This is a genomic window from Enterococcus sp. DIV1316a (assembly GCF_050536915.1).
GTDB lineage: Bacteria > Bacillota > Bacilli > Lactobacillales > Enterococcaceae > Enterococcus > Enterococcus faecalis.
In genome coordinates this window covers 1,965,160-1,989,224 of record NZ_CP172913.1, presented here as the reverse complement: position 1 = coordinate 1,989,224, position 24,065 = coordinate 1,965,160, and the positions used below count along the sequence as shown (strand labels likewise).

Here is a 24,065-nt window from a genome sequence, read left to right as displayed (position 1 = left end):
ATTTTTAATAGTTTAATAGCAACATGGTGATGGTGTTCACCACGAACTATTTATTGGACGAATAAATTAATGACGCCTACCAAACGGGAGAAGTGTACCCTTTGGTAGGCTTTTTCTGTACGCTAGGATTGGCGATAAGAAAATTGTAAAGGAGCATGTAAAGTGAAAAAAGAAACAAAGCAACTACTATCAATCGGCGGTTATATGGCAAAATGGTTGCTCATTACCGCAATTATTGGTTTATTTATGGGGGCGTTATCCGCCTTTTTCTTAAAGAGTCTCACCTATGTAACAGATGTTCGTTTAGCAAATCCTTGGTTACTCTTTATCCTCCCCATTAGCGGTGTCGTTTTTACGTATTTCTATACGCGTTTTGGGAAAAATGCTAGCCGAGGAAATAACTTAGTGATTGAACAAGGCAATGGCGGGGAAGAAGATATTCCCTTGCGCTTAATTCCTTTAACATTGTTTGGCACGATTACTACGCACTTATTTGGTGGTTCTGTTGGTCGTGAAGGGACGGCGGTGCAAATGGGGGGCGCAATCGCAAATGCTGTAGGAAAAGTCTTTAAACTGTCCGCTTTGGAACGACAAGTAATTATTATTAGCGGAATTAGTGCAGGTTTTAGTTCTGTTTTTGGCACACCATTAGCGGGAACGGTTTTCGGATTAGAAGTTTTGGCGATTGGAAAAGTTCGTGCAGAGGCACTTTTCCCAAGTTTTTTTGCAGGCTTATTTGCTAATTTTGTAACTGAAAGTTTTGGTGTAACACATACGCATTATCCGATGGGCAAAATTCCGACTTGGTCGGTTGAACTATTTGTAAAATTATTTTTGGCATCGATTTGTTTTGGTTTGGCAGGTTGGGTTTTTAGTCGTTCCATTGTCTTTTTAAAAAAGACCTATGCAAATTGGTTTGCTAATGTCTACCTTCGTGCGTTTCTTGGGGCGTCCATTGTCGTTCTGTTTGTGCTCGTCTTAAACAACCAGCGTTATTTAGGCTTGAGTTTACCTTTATTAGAAGATGCTTTTGCAGGCAATGCGCAGCCTTTTGATTTTGTTGGGAAATTATTCTTTACGGTGTTATCCTTGGGTGCCGGATTCCAAGGAGGAGAAGTGACGCCATTGTTTGAAATTGGGGCTACGTTAGGGAGTTCTTTGGCCCCTTTGTTACATCTATCAATTCCTTTTTTAGCGGGTTTAGGATTTATTGGTGTTTTTTCTGGCGCCACGAATACGCCGATTGCTTGCTTCATTATGGGCATTGAACTATTTGGTAGTGAAGCGGCGGTCTATTTTTTCATGGTCTGCTTAATCAGTTTTATGTGTTCAGGAAACAGCGGTATTTATGCTTCACAACAAAGTTTGTATCGTAAAGGAACAGCAGAATATCCTCTCTTTAACGCATTAAAAAATCGACGTAAATAAGATGTTTTTTTATGAAAATATGCTAAACTAGAGAAGATGAGGTGAAGACATGAAAGACTATCAATATCCATTAGATTTAGATTGGACGACGGAGGAAATGGTGATTGTCACAAATATGTGGACAGCAGTTGAGCAAGCCAACGAAACAGGCTTACCTGTTGACAAATTTTTAACAACTTATCAACAATTTAAAACGGTCGTTAAAAGTATCGGCGAAGAAAAACGCTTAGGTCGTGAATTTGAAAATGCTTCAGGATATTCGTTATATCGTACGCTTCAACAAGCTAAAAAACAGGGAAGCGGTAAATTAAAGCTGGGGGATGATTAGATGACTGAAACGCAAAAATTTATTCAAACAATTCAAAGTTGGCTTTTTGAAGCAGCCGATGTGATTCGAATGAACTTGGAATCAGAGTTAACCGTTCAACAGAAAAATGGCCGCACTGATTTAGTGACAAATATGGATGAACAAACCCAAGAATTTTTAATGAATAAAATTCAAACAAATTTTCCCGAAGATCAAATTTTAGGGGAAGAAAAAGGCTACAATACTTTAAAAAGTTTTGCTGGTCGCGTGTGGATCATCGATCCGATTGATGGCACAATGAATTTCGTGATGGAAAGAGAAAATTTTTGTATTATGTTAGCTGTTTATGAAGACGGCATTGGTAAATTAGGTTTTATCTATGATGTGATGCGAGAAGAACTTTATTGGGGCGGCAAAGGGCTTGGCGTTTATCGGAATAATCAATTATTAAAAGCGCCTACTATGAAAGCCTTGGCAGATGGATTATGGGGCATGAATGCTTACATGCATGGAAAAAATATTCATCACGCAACGGAAATCGGACAAGCAAGTATGGGCGTGCGTATTAGCGGTTGTGCAGGTTTGGAAATTATTGCCATGTTAAAAGGCAACCATCATGGCTATTTATCTAATCTAAGTCCTTGGGATTATGCAGCAGGCTTAGTACTTTTGGAAGAATTTGGGTTTAAATACTCTGGTATTACAGGAAAACCATTAACTTTTGCGGGTCGTGAATACTTTATTGCAGCAACTCCTGAAACCTATGATGAAGTATTTACCCGGTATTTAAATGAATCGGAATAATCAAAGAAGAGCGTTGCTGAAAGGTAAGGCTCTTCCTCTTTTAAAAGAGAAAGATTTGTAAAAAAATGTCCTTGTTTTCAGAAAAAGCCGAATAATTTCTAAAACTTTCATTATTTTTGCAGGCGAAAGCCTTTTTTTAATGAAAAAAGTTTGCTATAATAAGCAGTCGGCTTTTATGGACTTAAGTAACATAAGCGTATATAGATAAGGAGCAATTAAATTGAAATACAGAGATGATATTCGTAACGTGGCAATTATCGCCCACGTTGACCATGGTAAAACAACCTTAGTAGATGAACTTTTAAAACAATCTGACACTTTAGATGGACACACACAATTACAAGAACGTGCAATGGATTCCAATGCACTTGAAAGTGAACGTGGAATTACTATCTTAGCAAAAAATACAGCCGTAGATTATAACGGTACACGTATCAACATTCTAGATACACCAGGACACGCGGACTTCGGTGGTGAAGTAGAACGTATCATGAAAATGGTAGATGGTGTTGTTTTAGTTGTCGATGCGTATGAAGGAACAATGCCTCAAACACGTTTCGTATTGAAAAAAGCATTAGAACAAAAAGTAACACCAATCGTGGTTGTTAACAAAATTGACAAACCTTCTGCTCGTCCTGAACACGTAGTAGATGAAGTTTTAGAGTTATTCATCGAATTAGGCGCAGACGACGATCAATTAGATTTCCCAGTTGTTTATGCTTCTGCTTTAAACGGAACTTCAAGTGAATCAGATGATCCAGCAGATCAAGAGCCAACAATGGCCCCAATTTTTGATAAAATTATTGAACATGTGCCAGCTCCAGTTGACAATTCAGACGAACCACTTCAATTCCAAGTCTCATTACTAGACTACAACGATTACGTTGGACGTATTGGGATTGGCCGTGTGTTCCGTGGCACAATGAAAGTCGGCGACCAAGTTGCGTTGATGAAATTAGATGGCAGCGTGAAAAATTTCCGTGTAACGAAAATTTTAGGTTTCTTTGGCTTACAACGTGTGGAAATTGATGAAGCAAAAGCGGGCGATTTAATTGCCGTTTCTGGAATGGAAGACATTTTCGTTGGGGAAACAGTTGTAGATGTTCACAATCAAGAAGCATTACCAATTCTACACATTGATGAGCCAACCTTACAAATGACTTTCTTAGTTAACAATTCTCCATTTGCGGGACGTGAAGGAAAATACATCACCGCTCGTAAAATCGAAGAACGTTTAATGGCTGAATTACAAACAGACGTATCTTTACGTGTTGATCCAATTGGCCCAGATTCTTGGACTGTATCAGGCCGTGGCGAATTGCATTTATCAATTTTAATTGAAAACATGCGTCGTGAAGGCTATGAATTACAAGTTTCTCGTCCAGAAGTTATTGAGCGTGAAATTGACGGGGTTAAATGTGAACCATTTGAACGTGTTCAAATTGACACACCTGAAGAATACATGGGTAGCGTGATTGAATCACTAAGTTTACGTAAAGGCGAAATGCAAGATATGATTAATGCCGGTAACGGACAAATGCGTTTAATCTTCTTAGCACCAGCTCGTGGCTTAATTGGTTATTCAACAGAATTCTTATCAATGACTCGTGGTTATGGTATTATGAACCACACCTTCGATCAATACTTACCAATGATTCAAGGAACGATTGGTGGCCGTCATCAAGGTGCATTAGTTTCAATCGATACTGGTAAAGCAACGACTTACTCAATTATGAGTATTGAAGAACGTGGTACAGTTTTCGTTGAACCAACGACAGAAGTTTACGAAGGAATGATTGTTGGGGAAAACAACCGCGACAACGATTTAACTGTGAACATCACAAAAGCTAAACAAATGACTAACGTTCGTTCGGCAACGAAAGACCAAACATCAGTCATCAAAAAACCGAAAAAATTAACGTTAGAAGAATCATTAGAATTCTTGAATGAAGATGAATACTGTGAAGTAACACCAGAAAGCATCCGTTTAAGAAAACAAATTCTTAACAAAAACGAACGCGAAAAAGCAAGCAAGAAAAAGAAAAAAGCTGAATAATTTTTCGACAAATAAACATTTAAACCAACTATGCTCGTTTTACTACGAAAATAGTTGGTTTTTTTGATGGCAAAAACGAATTAATGCGTATTTTAAGATAAGGTTATTTTTTTATGTGTGGATAACTACTCGTTATCCACAACAAGCAAATGCCGCTATTTTTGAAAGCTTTTGATAGCAAGCTTTCACAATTTTTCATTCTTTTTGATGTTTCACGTTAACTGGTGTTTCACGATTGTGTCTTGTTTTAACACACCTTGTTCCTGTTAGATTAGCGTGTTAAAATGACTTGTAGAACAAAGATTGGAGCGCAATAAATGAGTGCATTACAAGAATTATTAAAAGATACATTTGGCTATGATGATTTTCGGCCAGGACAAGAAACGATTATTCGTCATGTATTGCGACAAGAAAATGTCTTAGGCATTATGCCAACAGGTGGAGGCAAATCGATTTGTTATCAGTTGCCAGCCTTACTTCTGGATAATTTAACATTGGTGATTTCACCATTAATTTCTTTAATGAAAGATCAAGTAGATGCCCTGAATTTAATGGGGATTCCAGCTACATATATCAATAGTACCATTTCCTATCAAGAAATGAATCATCGTATTCAATTAGCGGTTAACAAAGAAGTCAAGCTATTGTATGTTGCGCCAGAGCGATTAGAATCTTATGATTTTCAACAGATGCTGACACATGTACCGATTGATTTATTGGCAGTAGATGAGGCACACTGTATTTCACAATGGGGGCATGATTTTCGTCCAAGCTATTTGCGTTTAGCAGAGATTATCGATCAATTTCAACAGCAACCAACTGTGATTGCACTAACAGCAACAGCAACGCCACAAGTAGCGGAGGATATTGTCAAGCAATTAAGAATTCCATCAGAAAATGAAATCAAAACAGGATTCGCTCGAGAAAATTTATCTTTTCAAGTCGTGAAAGATCAAAATAGAGACGTTTTTCTTTTGGAATATTTAAAGATGAATACTGGACAATCAGGTATTATTTATGCAAGCACGCGGAAGGAAGTTGAACGAATTTATCATTTATTAGAAAGTAAAAAAATTGCAGCTGGGATGTATCATGGGGGCATGAGTGAACAGTTACGTAGTGAAAATCAAGAAGCATTCTTGTATGATCAAGTGCAAGTGATGGTAGCAACAAATGCCTTTGGTATGGGGATTAATAAGAGTAATGTTCGTTTTGTCATTCACGCACAAGTACCAGGGAATATTGAATCTTATTACCAAGAAGCCGGCCGAGCTGGTCGTGACGGTCTGCCTAGTGATGCTGTGTTAATGTTTGCTCCACAAGACTTGCAAATTCAACAATACTTTATTGAACAATCTGAAATGACCATTGATTATAAGCAGAAAGAGTACTTGAAATTACGGGAAATGTCACAATATGCGAATGCACAAATGTGTTTACAAAAATATATTTTACGCTATTTTGGTGAAGAAGGGACGGACTGCGGTCGCTGCTCGAATTGTCTGGATAATCGAGAATTAGTCGATATTACGGTCGATGCCCAAAAAGTTTTGTCTTGTGTAAAACGTATGGGAGAACGTTTCGGTAAGGGCTTAGTTGGTAAAGTCTTGACTGGCTCAAAAGATCAAAAAATTGATCAATGGCATTTTGATCGTTTGCCAACATACGGACTAATGAAAGGTCGCACGCAAAAAGAAGTCACACAGCTGATTGATTATTTGACAGCAGAACGTTATTTAATTCCTTCTGATGGGCAATTTCCGTTGTTATCAGTCTCGACAGAAGGTGTTCAGGTGCTTTTAGGGGAACGGAAAGTCTTCCGAAAAGAAGACCAAAAAGTTCGAAAAGTAGCAGTGGATGATGCCTTGTTTGAACGATTACGCGAATTACGTATGGACATGGCTCAAGAGGCAGGCGTGCCGCCATATGTAGTCTTTTCCGATAGTACACTTAAAGAAATGTGTGAAAAATTACCGCAAACAACGATTCAATTATTGCAAATAAAAGGGGTCGGCCAAAATAAATTAGATAAATATGGCACCGCCTTTTTAGAAGTAATTAAAGAATATCAAGAGACAAAAAAATGATATAGTTTGTTATTTTATTTAAAATTAAAAGCAGAAAATAAGGAAAAAGTCTTTTAATGTATTTGTTGTTGTATTGATAAAATAAGCTTGTTATATAAAGAGATTTCTTACTTAATATATCGCTTGATTTTAGAAAATTTCTTAAAGGAAATTTTCTGAAATCATCATGTATCTAACTGAGAATTATGTTATAATTATTTAATTAAGATAGGGAGGTTCTGTACAAATGGACGAAGGAATTTCAAAGAAATTTGCCATTCAATTATTAGAAGACGATGCAGAACGCATTAAAATGCTTATTCGTAATCAAAAAAACAGTTTGTGCATTTCTCAATGTAAAGCATTTGAAGAAGTGGTGGATACACAAATGTATGGTTTTTCAAGACAAGTGACCTATGCGACCCGTTTGGGGATTTTAACTAATGATGAAGGACATCGCTTACTAAGTGATTTAGAACGCGAATTGAATCAATTATATACAGATGTTTATGAAGAAACACAAGAAAAAAACGAGATTGGCAAGGAGGGTTAAGCTTTGCCAAACAAAGTAAAGAAACGGCATTTGCTAGACTATAGTATTTTTATTCCATATTTAATTTTAAGTATCGTGGGATTGATTATGGTATATAGTTCCACATCCGCATTACAAGTAATGAAAGGTTTTTCACCTACCTCATTCGTTATTAACCAGGTTGCCTTTTGGGTAGTAGGGTTAGTTGCAATGTTTTTTATTTATAAGATGAAAACATCCGTTTTCCAGAATCGAAGTTTTATTATGTTTGCCATTGCAGTAATTACGGTTATGGTTTTAGCCGTTCGGATTCCTGGTATCGGGAAAGAAATTAACGGCGCACGTGGTTGGATTGAGATTGGTGGGTTTTCGATGCAACCAGCTGAGTATTTAAAAATCATGGTTGTCTGGTATCTGTCTTATATTTTAGCACGGCGACAAAAGACAATTAATGGAGGCATGGATCAATTTAAACAAGCTGCCGGGCGCCCGTTGATGCTCGTTTTTGTATTAATTGCTCTAGTTGCAATCCAGCCTGACTTCGGGAATGCGGCCATTCTAACATTAATTACCATCGTGATGGTTTTAGCAAGTGGGATTAATTATATGTATACCTACTTGGTCGGTGGCTTGGGCATTTTAGGTAGTATCACGGCTATTCAGTTATTAATTATGTCTAAAGGAAAAATTTTCCCAGCGCGTTATCAATATATTTATAATCGTTTTGCTGTTTTTAAAAATCCATTTTTAGATGAACGGAACTTAGGCCATCAGTTAGCTAATTCTTATTATGCAATCAGTAATGGCGGCTGGTTTGGCAAAGGTCTAGGGAATAGTGTTCAGAAAAAAGGCTTTTTACCAGAAGCACATACGGACTTTATCTTTGCGATTACTTTAGAAGAGTTAGGCATTATCGGCGGTCTAGCGATTTTAGGATTGTTGATGTTTATGATTGCGCGAATTATTTTAGTCGGTGTACGCTCGAAGAAACCTTTTAATTCACTAATGTGTATTGGAATTGGTACAATGTTATTAATTCAAGTCTTTATTAATGTTGGTGGGATTACTGGGATTATTCCATTAACAGGAATTACTTTCCCGTTCTTGAGTCAAGGTGGGAATAGTTTGCTGATTATTTCGATTGCTGTGGCCTTTGTCCTGAATATCAGTGCAGATGAAACACGTCAGAAATTAGAAAATGAGTACTATTTATCTTTAGAACAGAACCAATAAATTTGAAGGAAATTGATGGTAGGAGTGACGTTATGAAAAAGGTATTAGTTGCCAATCGTGGCGAAATTGCGATTCGAATTTTTAGAGCTTGTACAGAATTAGATATCCAGACAGTAGCGATTTATGCTGCAGAAGATGAGTATTCTGTTCATCGTTTCAAAGCAGATGAAGCGTATTTAGTTGGTAAAGGGAAAAAACCAATTGAAGCCTATTTAGACATTGAAAATATTATCCAAATTGCCAAAAAATCGGGAGCAGATGCCATTCATCCTGGTTATGGCTTTTTATCAGAGAACTTACGCTTCGCCGAACGTTGTGAAGAAGAAGGAATCATTTTTGTTGGACCTAAAACACACCATTTAGATATTTTTGGCGATAAAATTAAAGCGAAAGAAGCAGCTGTAGCTGCGGGGATTGCTTCGATTCCAGGCTCAGATGGGCCAGTAGCAACGGTGGAAGAGGTCGTAGCTTTTGGTGAAACGCATGGCTTTCCTATCATGATTAAAGCTGCTTTAGGTGGCGGCGGTCGCGGGATGCGCGTTGCCCACGATGCCAAGGAAGCACGAGAAGGTTACGAAAGAGCAAAAAGTGAAGCGAAAGCAGCCTTTGGTTCTGACGAGGTTTATGTTGAAAAGTATATTTCTAATCCTAAACATATCGAAGTACAAATTTTAGGCGATCATCATGGGAACGTCTTGCATTTATTTGAACGTGATTGTTCCGTTCAACGGCGCCACCAAAAAGTGGTAGAAGTCGCACCATGTGTATCAATGAATGAAGAACAACGAGCAGCCATTTGTTCAGCTGCTGTACAGTTAATGGCGCATGTCGGCTACGTGAATGCGGGAACGGTTGAGTTTTTAGTAGAAGGGGATCAGTTTTATTTTATTGAAGTGAATCCTCGTGTTCAGGTAGAACATACTATCACAGAAATGATTACAGATATTGATATTGTGATCTCTCAATTACAAATTGCACAAGGGCTTGATTTGCATAAAGATATGCATTTGCCAAAACAAAACGAATTGACATTAAAAGGCGCGGCTATTCAATGTCGGATTACGACTGAAGATCCCCTGAACCAATTTATGCCAGATACAGGGAAAATTGATACGTATCGTTCACCAGGTGGGTTTGGTGTACGTTTAGATGTAGGAAATGCTTATTCTGGCTACGCTGTGACTCCCTACTTTGATTCTTTATTGGTTAAAGTCTGTACCCATGGTTTCTCTTTTGAACAGGCAATCAGTAAAATGCAACGCTGCTTAAAAGAATTTCGGATTCGTGGCGTGAAAACAAATATTCCGTTTTTACAAAATGTTGTGAGCTATCCAGCGTTTCAATCTGGCGAAGCCAAAACAACCTTTATTGATAATACACCTGAATTATTTGAATTTCCTCGTATGCGCGATCGTGGCAATAAAACGATGAAATACATTGGAGAAGTAACGGTCAATGGGTTCCCTGGCATTGAACGAACGGAGAAAAAATATTTTGAAGCCCCGCGCGTGCCGACAGATATTGAAGTTCCAGAAAAAGTGATCACAGCTAAAAATATTCTAGACGCTCAAGGAGCAACCGCCGTCATCGATTGGGTTAAGAATCAAGAAAGTGTGTTAATGACAGATACCACGTTCCGTGATGCGCACCAAAGTTTATTAGCTACTCGTGTGAGAACACAAGATTTTAAAGCAATTGCTGGTCTAACTGATGCAGCCCTGCCTGAGCTGTTTTCTAGTGAAATGTGGGGTGGCGCTACGTTCGATGTTGCCTATCGCTTCTTAACCGAAGACCCATGGCAACGTTTAAGAAAAATTCGTCAGTTGATGCCAAACACACTTTTACAAATGCTGTTCAGAGGATCTAATGCGGTAGGCTATCAAAATTATCCTGATAATGTTATTGAAGAATTTATTAAAGAATCCGCTCGCCAAGGAGTCGATGTTTTCCGAATTTTTGATAGCTTAAACTGGATTCCTCAAATGGAAAAAAGTATTCAAGTCGTTCGGGATACCGGAAAAATTGCGGAAGCAGCAATTTGTTATACTGGGGACATCAATGATCCAGCCCGAGCAAAATATAATGTTCAATATTACCTTGATATGGCTAAAGAATTGGAAAATTTAGGTGCACAAATCATTGCGATTAAAGATATGGCTGGCTTATTGAAACCACAAGCTGCTTATCGTTTAATTAGTGAATTAAAGGCAGCCACGGATTTACCGATTCATCTCCACACTCACGACACTAGTGGCAATGGGATCATCACATATTCAGCAGCTACTAAAGCGGGCGTTGATATTGTTGACGTCGCAATGAGTGCGATGAGTGGCGCAACTAGCCAGCCAAGTATGAACAGTCTATATTATGCTTTAGTCAATGGTGAACGGACGCCAACTATTAACATTGATAATGCACAGAAAATCAATCATTATTGGGAAGATGTGCGCATGTATTATCAACCATTTGAAAATGGCTTAAATGCCCCGCAAACAGAAGTCTATATGCATGAAATGCCTGGTGGTCAATACTCTAATCTGCAGCAGCAAGCAAAAGCGGTAGGCTTAGGGCACCGTTGGGATGAAATCAAAAAAATGTATCACACAGTGAATTTGATGTTTGGTGATATTGTAAAAGTGACGCCATCTTCAAAAGTCGTGGGGGACATGGCACTCTTCATGGTTCAAAATCATCTGACAGAACAAGATGTTTATGCGCGTGGTGAAGAACTAAGTTTTCCTGAATCCGTTGTGACTTTTTTCCAAGGTGATTTAGGTCAACCAGTTGGTGGGTTCCCGAAAGAGCTGCAACGAATTATTCTAAAAGGTCGACCAGCCTTCACAGAGCGGCCAGGTGACTTAGCAGCACCTGTTGATTTTGCGAAAGTACAAGAAGAATTAGCCGAAAAAATTGGGTATCAACCTAAATTGGAAGAAGTTTTAAGTTATTTAATGTATCCACAAGTATTTTTAGAGTATCGTCAAAAATACGAAACCTTTGGAGATATAACCTTATTAGATACGCCAACATTCTTTAATGGTATTCGTCAAGGAGAGACATTGGAAGTTCAAATTGAACGAGGAAAAACGTTAATTATTCGTTTAGATGAAATTGGCGAACCTGATATTGACGGAAACCGTGTCTTGTTCTTCAATTTGAATGGGCAACGTCGTGAGGTTTTAGTTAAAGATGCCTCCATTAAGTCTGCTGTTCAAGTAAAACAAAAGGCGGAACCAACTAATAAAGAACAAATCGGCGCAACGATGTCTGGTTCTGTTCTACAAGTATTGGTCAAACGTGGCGATAAAGTAGAAAAAGGTCAGCCGTTGCTGATTACAGAAGCCATGAAAATGGAAACGACTATCGAAGCACGTTTTGCGGGCACGGTAGATCACATTTATGTTGAAGAAGGCGAAGCAATCAGCTCAGGTGATTTGTTATTAGAAGTGAAAGAAAAATAAGATGAGAGGGGAAAAAATGAAGCGATTTTGGGCCTTTACTGCTGTTTTTTTAACAGTTCTACTCATCGGATATTTAGAGCCAGTTTTTTTCCCTGCTGAAAAACCAACCGAAACAGCTCAAAGTGGGCGCTTATCCAGCGCTCACACCGCTGTTCCTCATGAAGAATTGCCAGCTTCTGGCTACGCAGCATACATAGGGAAAGATGTGGAAACCTTTATCCGCCAGTTTGGCAATCCTAAAGAAAAAATTAAAACAGGTCGTACGTATGAATTATGGACGTTCGGTTTGACGATGAATGATTACTTAGAAGTCAACGTTCGAGAAAATAAAGTCATCGCAATTAAGGCCTTTAACAATGACAAAATGATAGAACCGTTTAAAATAGATATGAAGCTTGCTGACTTGTCTGATTTAATGACGATTTATTCGAATTTTGCATTTAATTTTCATCATGAAGCTTACGATGTCGAGCTGATGGAAGAAGATATGAACTATCGACCACTGGTTGCTTTTGATAATGGCAGTTTTGCGGTGTTATTTTTTAATCAGCGGACGGGCGGTTTAATGGCAGTTAATTATGTCAATAAAGAAACGTTGCTCACGGAAATGCCGTATCAATTAAATGAAGGTTCTCCTTTGCCAGTTGATATAACGCAGTCAATGACCTTCGATCCTGTTCAAAGTAACCAAGCGATTTATGTCATGAATCTGGTTAAACAGCAAGAAAATCAAGCTGCTTTTTCAGTTTCTACACAAAGCCAAAAAGATGCCCAAACATTGTATCAAACGCTGGCTAATCATACACCAACAATTTTGTCGGCAAATCGACAAGCAGAATTGTTACAAACGAGAGAGGAACATACAGCCATCCATCCCTTTCAGTTGACTAAGGACGAATTTTCTTTATTAGTTAAAACGAGCAAACTTTCGTTGAGAGAACCAGCAGGTATTTTCCAAGAACCTGTTTATGATAGTACCTTTACTATTTTGTCATGGTTTTCGGACCCGCAATATGATAGCTATTTTGCTGAGTCAGAAACGACAGAATTGGGCGTTGCCTTTTCCAATGAAGGTGTGTTAGTCTTATTAGAGAAACGACCAGAAAATAGGCAAATCACGGAGAGTAGTGAAAAGTTATGATTGTAACAGAACATTTATTTGCAATTGAAGATCAAACAGAATGCTTAATTTCAGCACTTTTAGAAAGTGATGCTGTTCAAAACTATAAAGAAACAAAAAAAGCTATGTATGCTTCGGCGGAAGTTGCTCAGTTACAAAAAGCATTTTTAGAAGCTAAGTCAGCCTTTGAACGAGTAGAGGCTTATGGAATTCATGCACCCGATTTTCGGGAGAAACAACGAGCTCTACGTAAAGCAAAGCGGGCGCTTGATTTAAACGAAATCGTTGCAAATTATCGTTTTGCTGAGACAAACGTTCAAACGTTGCTAGATACAATTGGTTTAAAGATTGCGCAACTAATTTCTGAAGATATTAAAGTAGATGCTGGAAATCCTTTCTTTGAACGAGGAAAGAAACATTCAGGTTGTGGAGGAAGCTGCCATGCAAGCTAAAGAAGGAAAAGAATTTACGCTTCAAGAGCGTCGTTGCCTAATTGTTTGGGTATACACATTAAAACCGTTAAAACAGTTACGCCGATATGGACTGATTCACTATGTTTCACGAAAAATGAAATATGTGGTGATTTACATGAATGAAGAAAATATTGAAAGTAACATGGAAAAAATTAATCAGTTACATTTTGTTCGTAGTGTCGATAAATCGTATCGACCAGATGTCGAAATGAATTTTGCTGAAAAAATTGGTACTAAAGCGGCTTATCAAGAACAAGAAGACGATGGCTATGTAGTAGAGGAATTATCTACAGAGATTCGCTTAGCAGAGAATGTCTAATGCAAAAGAGTGAGAAATGTTATGAGAAATTTCAAACATTTTTCACTCTTTTTGTTATAATGAATTATAAAAGAATGATTGATAAAGGAGTCGAAACAATGCGTGTTATTTCTGGAGAATATGGTGGCCGGCGCCTGAAAGCGTTAGATGGCGACAATACTAGGCCTACAACAGATAAAGTAAAAGAATCTATTTTTAATATGATTGGTCCATATTTCGATGGTGGAATGGCGCTGGATTTATATTCAGGAAGTGGCGGGTTAGCGATTGAAGCCGTTTCTCGTGGAATGGACAAAAGTATTTGTATTGAAAAGAATTTTGCTGCACTAAAAGTAATTAAAGAAAATATTGCGATTACAAAAGAACCAGAAAAATTTGAAGTTAGAAAAATGGATGCTAATCGTGCCTTAGAACAGTTTTATGAAGAGAAGCTACAATTTGATTTGGTCTTATTGGATCCGCCCTATGCCAAACAAGAAATTGTTTCACAATTAGAAAAGATGTTAGAACGGCAGTTATTAACAAACGAAGCCGTTATCGTTTGTGAAACAGATAAAACTGTCAAGTTACCAGAAACGATTGGTACACTAGAAAAAACAAGAGAAACCGTTTACGGAATCACTCAAGTAACGATTTATCGTCAGGAGGCGTAAGATGCGTAAAATTGCTCTATTTCCCGGAAGTTTTGATCCGATGACAAATGGTCATTTAAATTTGATTGAACGCAGTGCGAAGTTATTTGACGAAGTCATTATTGGCGTTTTTATAAATACAAGTAAGCAAACATTATTTACGCCAGAAGAGAAAAAATATTTAATTGAAGAAGCAACTAAAGAAATGCCAAATGTGCGTGTTATTATGCAAGAAACCCAGTTAACTGTGGAAAGTGCAAAATCATTAGGGGCTAATTTTTTGATTCGTGGCATTAGAAACGTCAAAGACTACGAGTACGAGAAAGACATTGCTAAAATGAATCAACATCTGGCGCCAGAAATTGAAACGGTTTTTCTATTAGCAGAAGAACCATATGCACATGTAAGCTCCAGTTTACTAAAAGAAGTTTTACGTTTTGGGGGCGATGTGTCTGACTATCTTCCTCCCAATATTTATCATGCGTTAAAACAAAAGAAGAATGACTGGAGCTAAAATAATGAATAAAAAAACAGAAAAATTTTCGTTTAAATCACTCATTCCAATGGTATTGGCATTGCTGCTAATTGGTTTGTTTATCGTCCCAATTCCTTATTATATTGAAGGACCAGGAACGACAGAAAATTTAAAAGAGTTTGTAACTGTTGATGGAAAAAAAGATACGCAGTCTGGTGCTTTTTATTTAACAACGGTGGGCATTCGTTCGGCCACTATTTTTTCTGCCATAAAAGCAAACTTTTCGGATTTTCAAGAAGTTATGTCTAAAAAAGAATTAATGGGAGATAGTAGTAATAGCGAATATAATCGAATTCAACAATACTATATGGATTCCTCAAAAAACGCCGCAATTGAGCAAGCCTTAAAATTAGCGAAGGTTCCATATGAGATGAAATTTAAAGGCGTCTATGTGTTAGCGATGGAAGACAACTCAAGTTTTAAAGGAAAAATTGAAGTTGGCGATACCGTGACAGGCGTGGATGGCAAATCTTTTAAAAGCAGTGAAGAATTAATGAATTACATTAAAGCACAAAAAGTGAATCAAAAAGTCACTGTTCAATTTATTCAAGATGGCAAAGCAAAAGAAGCGACCGGCAAATTAATTGAATTGCCAACAGATAAAAAAGCGGGGATTGGTATTGGTTTGACCGATCATACAGAAATTGATTCTTCTATCCCAGTATCTATTGAAGCGGGTGATATTGGTGGGCCATCGGCTGGGTTAATGTTTACTTTGCAGACCTATGAACAATTAAGTCATAAAGATTTACGTAAAGGTCATGAAATTGCTGGAACAGGTACGATGAACAGTCAAGGAATCGTTGGTAGAATCGGTGGTATTGACAAAAAAGTTGTAACAGCCAGTGAGAACGGTGCAGAAATTTTCTTTGCACCCGATGATGAAATAACTTCAGAAATGAAAAAAGTTGAACCGAAAATCAAATCGAATTATCAAGAAGCACAAGAAGCTGCGAAAAAAATTGGGACAAAAATGAAAATTGTCCCAGTAAAAACGGTTCAAGATGCCTTGAACTATCTAGAAAAATTAAAATAAAAGTGTGCCTGGGCCAAAAATTACTAGTGATTTTTGGTCCAGGCGCATTTTTTGTTAAAAAATGCGTAATTATATTTTGAAGGGAGGACAAACGATGGATTGGTTGAAACAGTTACCCAAAAAGTGGCTATTGCTAGGTAGTGGCGCGTCTATAGTTATTTTGATAACTCTATTAGTGGGCATTTATTTGATGGTTAATAAGGAGGCACAAGTAGACACCACAATGTGAGAGGAGACAAGTCTGACCACTATGGCAGAGGTCGCCACAGATGCCACAAAAGAAAGGGCAGAAACAATGATCTATGTTGATATTAAAGGCGCAGTGAAAGTACCAGGAATCTATCAACTAAAAAATCAGCAGCGGATTTGGGATGCTTTAGCTTTAGCTGGAGGTGTGAGCGAGGAAGCTGATACTACCCAGGTCAATTACGCTCAAAAAGTAAAAGATCAAATGATTATTTACGTGCCCAAAAAAGGAGAATCAGTGCCACAGTCATTAGAAACGCTGCAGGAATCAGCACCTGCTCAGCAAAATCAGGAGGAAAAAATCAACCTTAATACGGCAACAGAAGCAGAGCTACAAACGATTTCAGGAATCGGTGCGAAAAAAGCACAAGAGATTATTCGCTTTCGTGACGAACAAGGACCGTTTAAAACCGTCGAGGAACTGAAAAATGTTCCAGGTATTGGAGAGAAAACAGTAGAACGTTTAAAAGACATGTTGACAGTGACTGGCTAACTTTTAACAGAAAATTTCTGAGAATTCTTGACTATGGGATGCGGATAACATACTATTTGTAATAAGATTAAATGATTTGGCAAATCGAACACAGGAGTCATTAAAAATAAAGGAGGTTTATTATGGAACGAATTCCATGGGACCAATATTTTATGGGACAAAGCGTCTTATTATCATTAAGAAGTACTTGCACACGGTTAACTGTCGGAGCAACCATTGTTCGCGACAAACGAATTATTGCAGGAGGTTACAATGGTTCAGTCAGTGGCGGAACGCATTGTATTGATGAAGGATGTTATGTTGTTGATAATCATTGCGTTCGAACAATCCACGCAGAAATGAATGCAATTTTACAATGTGCGAAGTTTGGCGTCCCTACAGAAGGGGCAGAAATTTATGTGACACATTTCCCTTGCCTGCAATGTACAAAGATGATTTTACAAGCAGGGATTAAAAAGATTTATTATTTAAAGGATTACCGTAATGATGCGTACGCCCTAAATTTAATTGAACAAGTAGGAGCCACGGTTGAAAAAGTGACTTTAGTACCAAAATATTTTGCCGAATTACAATGGGGAGAAGAATTTGCCACACTTGAGGACAATCCTTCCTCAGCTGAGGAATAATTGGTTCTTCATAGCTCTGCTGACTAGTTGTGGGCTGTGGTGTTTTTTCGCACCTAGTCTATTAGGAGCTCTTCTTTTTTCTATCACTGTTATCCGTATTGTCTGTACAAAAAGTTTTCCTGTTATATTGGAAGGTTTTTTGTGCAGTTTTTTAATAGTAGGGGGCATATTGATTTTCCAGTGGTTAAAGCCAGTCTCTTTGTTGCCTAAAGATGTCCGCTTGTCAGGACAGCTAACGATATTACCAGATGAAATACAAGTCGATGGCGATCAAGTGAAATTTCCTGCCAATTGGATCGTAAAAGGCAAAAGGCAGAAAGTGATGGCATTTTATCAATTAAAAAGTGTGAAAGAAAAACAGCAATGGCAACAACTAACCACAACCATTCAGGCAACTGCCGTAGGTATTTTAGACTCGCCCCAAGGTCAAACCAACAAAAATGGCTTCAATTATCAACTATTTTTAAAGAATCAAGGAATCGAAGCTATTTTATTCATTGAGGAGATAGGACAACCGCGTTCCTTTTTTTCTTGGCGGTTTAAAGAAATCATTAGCGGCTGGCGGAAGTGGGCGATGGTACATATTCAGAAAAATTTTGCTGAGACTAGTGCAATGTATATGAATGCGTTGCTATTAGGTTTTCGTAATGAAGAATTTGCTGAAATAAGCGATAAATTTTCAGCATTAGGCATTTTGCATCTTTTTAGTTTGTCAGGGATGCATGTTTCTTTTTTCCTTCGTTTATTTCGCTTGCTGATGCTAAGAATCGCTCGCCGAACGCAAGAAAGTTATTTTTTGTGGCAATGCGGTTTTTCTCTGATATATGCTGGTTTAACAGGATTCTCAGTCAGTGTCATGCGGGCGCTTTTACAAACAAACCTCAATACGTTCAATCGACGGTTTAATTGGCAGGTTCCGGCCCTCGATTGTTGGAGTTTAACTCTCTTAGTGCACTTGATTGTTCAGCCAACCCTCTTTTTTTCAGTCGGCGGTCAATTTAGTTACTTACTTTCCTTTGTTCTGCTGTTTTTAGAGAAAACATTGGTTGGTTATTCTTCGCCTTTTATTAAAAATTGTGTAGGCTCTTTCCTATTGGCTGTGGCTTCCTTACCTATTTTAGTCCAATCATTTTATGAATGGCCCTTGTTAGGAAGTTTCTTAACATTTCTCTTGTTACCAATTTTTGAACGGTTCTTGTTACCGCTTTTGACGTTGAGCATTTTTCTAGTGATTATTATGCCAGCACGCTATTTAGCAGCCTTGCTCGAACCACTATTTTTAACAATGAATGGCTTATTTGAGTGGGTGCTAGTTCACTTAAATCCGAAGCTGACCATTGGCTATTTAAATTCTTGGATACAAATTAGTTTGTTATTACTAATCGGATTTTCAATGATTTATTTAGCAGACAAGTCTAAAAAAATTTTTTTCTCAATCGGACTACTAATTGTTTTGATAAATAGTAAATACCTTTCGCCAATTGGCATTGTTGCAATGATCGATGTAGGCCAAGGGGATAGTTTGTTTATCCAAGCGCCTTTTCACAGAAAAAATACACTAATCGATACAGGTGGTCGGTTGTCTTTTGACAAAGAAGCTTGGCGGCAACGGAAAAATAGTCGATCAGGAGCGGAATATTCAGTGATTCCTTTTCTCAAAAGTCAAGGGGTCAAACGTTTAGATGAAGTGATCATCACACACGCACATGAAGACCATTTTGGCGATTTATTAGCCATTGCGCAGAAGGTTCCAACTTCTGTTCTTTATTTTCCTAAAGGAGCAGCTGAAGCCAATTTTTCGTTTCGCCAAGTCTTGAAACAACTCCAAAAAAGCGGGACAGACTGTCGGCCAATTTTAGCGCCCAAGCGAATTAATGGGCCCGTTTCTTTTCAAATTTTATCACCAAATAAGAGCAGTATTGGGGGCAATAATGACTCGATAGTGTTTTCCACACAATTAGGCGGACGGCATTTTTTATTTACTGGTGACTTGGAAGCCGAAGGAGAAGAACAAGTGTTGGCTCGCTATCCCCAGTTGAAAATCGACATCTTGAAAGTCGGTCATCATGGTAGTAAAACGTCGTCTACTAAAAGATTTATCAAACAGCTTAATCCGCGAGAAGCATTGATTTCAGCTGGACTGAATAATCGTTTTAAACATCCTCATCAGGAGACATTAGCGACGCTGGAGGAGCAAAAAATAAATTATTATCGGACCGATCTTCAAGGAATGATTTATTATCAATGGTTACCCTGGCAAGGGCTTTCTAAAGCCAAATTTGTTAAAGAACAAGACTAGTATTTCCAGAAGTAACATGATAGGATAAACAAGAGAAACGAGAAAAGGAGCGAGCCAATGGAGTTACAAAAAGCTTTGAAAGAAGTGCGAGAGCAAAAAATCGCTCCAGTGTATTTATTAATAGGAACAGAACTTTATTTAACTGAATTATTTAAAACAACATTGATGAAAGAATTGTTGACGGAAGAGGATGATCAATTTAACTTTTTCTCATTTGATATGGAGGAAACACCTTTAAGTGCAGCGATTGCTGAAGCGGAAACAATTCCGTTTTTTGGTGATTATCGCCTTGTCTTTGTGGAAAATCCTTACTTTTTAACTGCCGAAAGAAAAACAAACGGTGTGGAACATGATGTCAATCTTTTATTGAATTATTTGGAAAGTCCATCACCAACAACTGTTCTTGTTTTTATGGCCTCATATGAAAAATTAGATGAACGCAAAAAAATTACCAAAGCATTGAAAAAAAATGCCACAGTGGTTGACGTCAATCCAATGGATGAAAAGGCTATTCGTCAGTACATTTCTCAAACGATTGAGAGCGAAGGGTACACTATTCGCTCCGATGCTTTTGATTTATTACTTCAATTGACAGACTTGAACTTATCAAAAATTATGGGAGAATTACAGAAGCTGTATTTATATGCCCTTGAGACGAAGACAATTACACGAGGTGCGGTTCAAGAATTAGTCCCTAAGTCTTTGGAACATAATGTTTTTGACTTAACCAACGAAGTACTTTCTGGAAACAGTGAAAAAGCTGTTCAATTGTATGAAGATTTACTTTTACAAGGAGAAGAAACCATTAAGTTAAATGCAATCTTATTGAATCAGATTCGCCTTTTTCTACAAACAAAAATTTTGGCTAAGATGGGCTATCAGCAAGCGAATATCGCTGATACATTAAAGGTTCATCCTTATCGAGTCAAGTTAGCGTTACAACAAGTCCGACGATTTGAATTGTCTCGATTAGAAAGACTTTATGATGAATTAGTTGAAAATGATTACCGCATGAAAACGGGCCAAATGGATAAAGAATTACTATTCCAATTATTTATTTTAAAATTGACTGCACAAGCAAAATAAGAAAATGCCAGAGGCAATCGTCATACAACGATTGTCTCTGGCACTTTCTTATTATTTAGCTCCTAATAGTTCTTCTTTTCCGTGAACAAGCTGTGTCAACATGGCACAGAAAGGTGTTGCTACGTTGTATTTTTGTCCTTTGCGCCAAACAGCACCATTAATGTAATCAATTTCTGTGAGACGATGATTTTTAATTAAATCTTGATACATAGACGGATAGTGCAAGCCAATACCGTTTGGATCATAAGTTTGAGCAATATGTGTATAGACTTCTGCTTGATCTAAATGAATGGCTTCTTTTTCTGCGACTGCTGCAAATTCACTGATTAATGTTTTAACAAGGGATTCACTAACAGGTAGTGCACCAAATTCGGCAATATTACAATCAAGGATTGTACACAAACCGTTTAGCGTGCCATTGACACAGGCTTTCCGCCAAATAGAGTAGCGAACATTGCTACTATAGCTTGGATTTAAACCAGCTTGTTGGAAGACATCAACGACTTCTAAAGCAAATTCTTTACCAGAAGGATCAATATTTTCTAATTCAATTTCGCCATCACCTAAAAGTTTAACACGTCCCGGTCCTTCTAAACCAGCTGTCCACATGGTAATGCCAACCAAGATGTTTTCTTTTGGTACATATTTTTCTAGTACATCTTCATGACCTAAGCCATTTAATAAACATAGTACATATGTTTTTTCGGTAATCATTGGTTGAATCGCTTTAAACATTGCATCTAATTGTTGTGCTTTGGTTAAAGCGATAATTAAATCTACTTGTTCATTTTGATGGTCAATTTCTTCTGGTGAGAAGATTGGTAGGTTCGCGACAACTTCTTCTCCGTTAAAATCAGCGATTAAACCATTTTTACGAATAGCTTCAATGTGCGCGGGCCATTGATCGATTAAAGTTACATCATTTCCGCCTTGATGCAACATAATTCCTAAACGGCTGCCCATAGCGCCGGCACCAGCAATTGCAATTTTCATGTGTATCCATCTCCTTAAAAGTTCTTTAACCGTTATTATTATACAGCAACTTTCCTAAAAATGAATAAATGGGACTTGCAAATTTGTTATTTTTTAAATGTTTCCTAAAAAGTAAGGATTGCATCAAATGGTAAAGTAAGCTAAAGTAAAGCGTGGAAAAGTTTATAAATGAAAGTAGAGGAATCGTTAATGACGAAAGAAAAATTTTGTCGAGAATCACGAGTGATTCAAACACATCGTGTATTTCCCTTTGATTTAAATCCCTTTGGTGCACTATTTGGTGGGAAATTAATGTCTTTAATTGATGACGCCGCATCCATTTCCGTTTCACGGCATTGTCGGAGAGGGGCAGTCACAGCATCTTTAGATAACTTGAATTTTTTAAAACCTTTAAAAGAAAATCACTCAGTGTGTGTTGAAACGTTTGTTTCTGGCGTGCATCATAAATCGATGGAAGTATTTGTTAAAGTTGTAGGAGAAGATTTAACAACTGGAAAGCGTTATTTAGCGGCGACTTGTTTTACAACTTTTGTAGCCATTCCGTCTCATATGAATCCCGAAAGTGACTTCCAATTAGCGGCAGTCGTCCCAGAAACTGCAGAAGAAAAGTTGATTTGTTCCAATTATGAAACGAGACGACAACAACGTTTAGCTTTGCGAGAAGAGACTAAATTATTTAGTCAACATCTCACAACGGATTTACCGTGGATTGATTCACCTTTATAAAAAAATGTCCGAGTCTTTGTGAAAACAGACTTGGACATTTTTTGATGAAAAAAGAAGCTAACATGAATGCTAACTTCTATCTCACATTATTTAGCTAATTTGCTTAAACGAATTTTATCGCGGTTAGCTTTGTTTTTATGGATTAAACCTTTAGTTGCAGCCATATCAACAGCTTTAACAGCTTCGTTGTATAAAGCATCGACGTTATCAGCTCCAGCAGCTACAGCTTCTTCAAATTTCTTGATTGCTGTACGCATTGCGTTTGTTTGAGATGAATTTTTCGCATTCGCGTTAGCACTTGTACGTACGCGTTTGATTGCAGATTCGATATTTGGCATTTGTTTCACCTCCGATGATTTAGGTTTTACACTGGTCAGCCAATGTAATTCAACAGTAATCATTATACCTAATCCATTGTTCCATTGCAATAAAAGACGACAAGTTTTTTTCCTTAACAGACAATTTCAAGAAAAAAATAAGAAAATTTGCCAGAGCCTTAAGAAAAAAGCATACATTTTTTTTAAAACATGCTATGATAAAATAGATAAATGAAAAATGGTGGTGTCTTTGTGAGTATTGCATTATTGGTAACGATTACTTTGGTAATGGGTGTAATTTTTGTTAACGGTTGGACGGATGCGCCGAACGCAATTGCAACCGCTGTCTCGACTCGGGTGTTAAAACCGAATGTCGCAATTTGGATGGCTGTTGTGATGAACTTTTTAGGTGCATTAGTCATGACCTTTTTTAATGCCCAAGTAGCTGAAACGATTAGTAACATTGTTAGTTTTGACGCAAATGGAAACGCTTCACAGGTGGCTTTGGCTGCTTCGCTTTTTTCAATTGTGGTTTGGGCAGTTGCTGCGTGGTATTTTGGTATTCCCACAAGTGAAAGCCATGCGTTAATTGCCGGCTTGACTGGTTCGGCAATGGCATTAGGTGGTTTGGGTGCAGTCAATGGCTCGGAATGGATCAAAGTGCTTGTTGGTCTAGTTGTTTCTACCGTTATGGGCTTTGGTGGCGGTTATTTAATTGCCAAACTTGTTGTGAAAGCTTTCTCGGCTGTGCCTAGAAGAAAAGCCAACAAATTTTTTACAGTTGGACAAGCCTTTGGTGCAGGAGCTAATGCTTTTTTACATGGTGCGCAAGATGGGCAAAAATTTATGGGCGTGTTCATGTTAGTGCTTTTTTATAATAATTTAGTCGAAAAAACAGGTGGCGGTTTTGTGATTCCGTTATGGGTTATGGTTCTGTGTTCCATTACAATGGGCATTGGAACTTCTGTGGGCGGCATGAGAATCATTAAATCAGTCGGGATGGATATGGTAAAACTCGAACGCTATCAAGGCTTCACTGCAGATTTAAGCACGGCTATTTGTTTATTTTTAGCATCGGCTTTTGGGATTCCAGTTTCAACTACTCATACAAAAACAACAGCGATTATGGGAGTAGGTGCTTCTAAGCGAATCTCAAGTGTTGACTGGCGTATCGTGAAAGAAATGCTGATAGCATGGATTTTAACTTTCCCAGGATGTGGGCTGATCGCTTATGTGATGTCAAAATTATTTATTGCAATTTTTTAAGGAGAGAAAAA

Annotated in this window: 21 protein-coding genes, 1 pseudogene and 1 riboswitch; of the genes and pseudogenes, 20 read left to right on the top strand and 2 right to left on the bottom strand. The window is 37.8% G+C overall.

All coding sequences use genetic code 11. The features are described from left to right. Positions 1–16: 16 nt before the first annotated feature. Positions 17–86: riboswitch (Fluoride riboswitch) on the top strand. A 76-nt stretch (positions 87–162) separates the two neighbouring features. From IGL56_RS09490 to holA, 18 genes and pseudogenes are all read left to right on the top strand, one after another. Beyond that, a complete protein-coding gene (locus tag IGL56_RS09490; protein ID WP_002356676.1) occupies positions 163–1,428 on the top strand; it encodes a voltage-gated chloride channel family protein in 1,266 nt (421 codons plus the stop codon). A gap of 49 nt (positions 1,429–1,477) precedes the next feature. Next, positions 1,478–1,756: a UPF0223 family protein gene (locus IGL56_RS09485; RefSeq protein ID WP_002356679.1), complete on the top strand. Its 279-nt coding sequence runs from the start codon at positions 1,478–1,480 to the stop codon at positions 1,754–1,756. Further along, the gene (locus tag IGL56_RS09480; RefSeq protein ID WP_002356680.1) at positions 1,757–2,539 is read left to right on the top strand and encodes an inositol monophosphatase family protein; all 783 of its coding nucleotides are present in this window, start codon (positions 1,757–1,759) and stop codon (positions 2,537–2,539) included. Between the two features lie 220 nt (positions 2,540–2,759). Then, entirely contained in the window at positions 2,760–4,595 is a 1,836-nt protein-coding gene (gene typA / locus IGL56_RS09475) for a translational GTPase TypA (RefSeq protein ID WP_002356682.1), read from the top strand. Positions 4,596–4,912: 317 nt separating this feature from the next. Next, on the top strand, positions 4,913–6,682 hold the full coding sequence (recQ, locus tag IGL56_RS09470; RefSeq protein WP_002356683.1) for a DNA helicase RecQ: 1,770 nt from the start codon (positions 4,913–4,915) through the stop codon (positions 6,680–6,682). A gap of 226 nt (positions 6,683–6,908) precedes the next feature. Further along, positions 6,909–7,214 (top strand): YlaN family protein, encoded by a 306-nt coding sequence (locus IGL56_RS09465; protein ID WP_002356684.1) that lies wholly within the window; start codon positions 6,909–6,911, stop codon positions 7,212–7,214. Positions 7,215–7,217: 3 nt separating this feature from the next. Continuing rightward, positions 7,218–8,426 carry an FtsW/RodA/SpoVE family cell cycle protein gene (locus tag IGL56_RS09460; RefSeq protein ID WP_002356686.1) on the top strand — a complete coding sequence of 403 codons (1,209 nt, stop codon included), beginning with the start codon at positions 7,218–7,220 and terminating at the stop codon, positions 8,424–8,426. 32 nt (positions 8,427–8,458) lie between these two features. Further along, positions 8,459–11,887: a pyruvate carboxylase gene (locus IGL56_RS09455; protein ID WP_002356687.1), complete on the top strand. Its 3,429-nt coding sequence runs from the start codon at positions 8,459–8,461 to the stop codon at positions 11,885–11,887. Positions 11,888–11,903: 16 nt separating this feature from the next. Next, complete coding sequence (locus tag IGL56_RS09450; protein WP_002356688.1) at positions 11,904–13,028, top strand: CAP-associated domain-containing protein; 1,125 nt, start codon at positions 11,904–11,906, stop codon at positions 13,026–13,028. Next, complete coding sequence (locus IGL56_RS09445) at positions 13,025–13,459, top strand: YlbF family regulator (RefSeq protein ID WP_002356689.1); 435 nt, start codon at positions 13,025–13,027, stop codon at positions 13,457–13,459. Before IGL56_RS09450 ends, IGL56_RS09445 begins: the two co-directional genes overlap by 4 nt. After that, positions 13,449–13,799, top strand: a complete 351-nt coding sequence (locus IGL56_RS09440; protein WP_002356691.1) for a YlbG family protein — start codon at positions 13,449–13,451, stop codon at positions 13,797–13,799. Before IGL56_RS09445 ends, IGL56_RS09440 begins: the two co-directional genes overlap by 11 nt. Positions 13,800–13,858: 59 nt before the next feature. Further along, positions 13,859–14,452: a 16S rRNA (guanine(966)-N(2))-methyltransferase RsmD gene (gene rsmD / locus IGL56_RS09435; protein WP_002414371.1), complete on the top strand. Its 594-nt coding sequence runs from the start codon at positions 13,859–13,861 to the stop codon at positions 14,450–14,452. 1 nt (position 14,453) lies between these two features. Beyond that, complete coding sequence (coaD, locus tag IGL56_RS09430; RefSeq protein WP_002356693.1) at positions 14,454–14,945, top strand: pantetheine-phosphate adenylyltransferase; 492 nt, start codon at positions 14,454–14,456, stop codon at positions 14,943–14,945. Then, a complete protein-coding gene (locus tag IGL56_RS09425) occupies positions 14,932–16,002 on the top strand; it encodes a SepM family pheromone-processing serine protease (protein WP_002382735.1) in 1,071 nt (356 codons plus the stop codon). The genes coaD and IGL56_RS09425 overlap by 14 nt, the downstream gene beginning before the upstream one ends. 61 nt (positions 16,003–16,063) lie before the next feature. Next, positions 16,064–16,741: pseudogene (locus IGL56_RS09420) on the top strand (helix-hairpin-helix domain-containing protein). A 122-nt stretch (positions 16,742–16,863) separates the two neighbouring features. Beyond that, on the top strand, positions 16,864–17,367 hold the full coding sequence (locus IGL56_RS09415; RefSeq protein WP_002356697.1) for a ComE operon protein 2: 504 nt from the start codon (positions 16,864–16,866) through the stop codon (positions 17,365–17,367). A 34-nt stretch (positions 17,368–17,401) separates the two neighbouring features. Beyond that, positions 17,402–19,666, top strand: a complete 2,265-nt coding sequence (locus tag IGL56_RS09410) for a DNA internalization-related competence protein ComEC/Rec2 (protein WP_430599876.1) — start codon at positions 17,402–17,404, stop codon at positions 19,664–19,666. Between the two features lie 57 nt (positions 19,667–19,723). After that, positions 19,724–20,752, top strand: coding sequence for a DNA polymerase III subunit delta (holA, locus tag IGL56_RS09405; protein ID WP_002362655.1), 1,029 nt, complete (start codon positions 19,724–19,726; stop codon positions 20,750–20,752). Between the two features lie 51 nt (positions 20,753–20,803). Here the strand turns inward: holA and IGL56_RS09400 are convergent, their stop codons facing one another. Then, positions 20,804–21,745 carry a 2-dehydropantoate 2-reductase gene (locus IGL56_RS09400; RefSeq protein WP_002385757.1) on the bottom strand — a complete coding sequence of 314 codons (942 nt, stop codon included), beginning with the start codon at positions 21,743–21,745 and terminating at the stop codon, positions 20,804–20,806. Positions 21,746–21,913: 168 nt separating this feature from the next. On the opposite strand from IGL56_RS09400, the gene IGL56_RS09395 reads away from it, so the two are divergent. Beyond that, positions 21,914–22,471, top strand: a complete 558-nt coding sequence (locus IGL56_RS09395; RefSeq protein ID WP_002385758.1) for an acyl-CoA thioesterase — start codon at positions 21,914–21,916, stop codon at positions 22,469–22,471. An 86-nt stretch (positions 22,472–22,557) separates the two neighbouring features. Here the strand turns inward: IGL56_RS09395 and rpsT are convergent, their stop codons facing one another. Then, positions 22,558–22,809 carry a 30S ribosomal protein S20 gene (gene rpsT, locus IGL56_RS09390; protein ID WP_002356703.1) on the bottom strand — a complete coding sequence of 84 codons (252 nt, stop codon included), beginning with the start codon at positions 22,807–22,809 and terminating at the stop codon, positions 22,558–22,560. A gap of 210 nt (positions 22,810–23,019) precedes the next feature. On the opposite strand from rpsT, the gene IGL56_RS09385 reads away from it, so the two are divergent. Then, positions 23,020–24,054, top strand: a complete 1,035-nt coding sequence (locus IGL56_RS09385) for an inorganic phosphate transporter (protein ID WP_002356704.1) — start codon at positions 23,020–23,022, stop codon at positions 24,052–24,054. Positions 24,055–24,065: the final 11 nt, after the last annotated feature.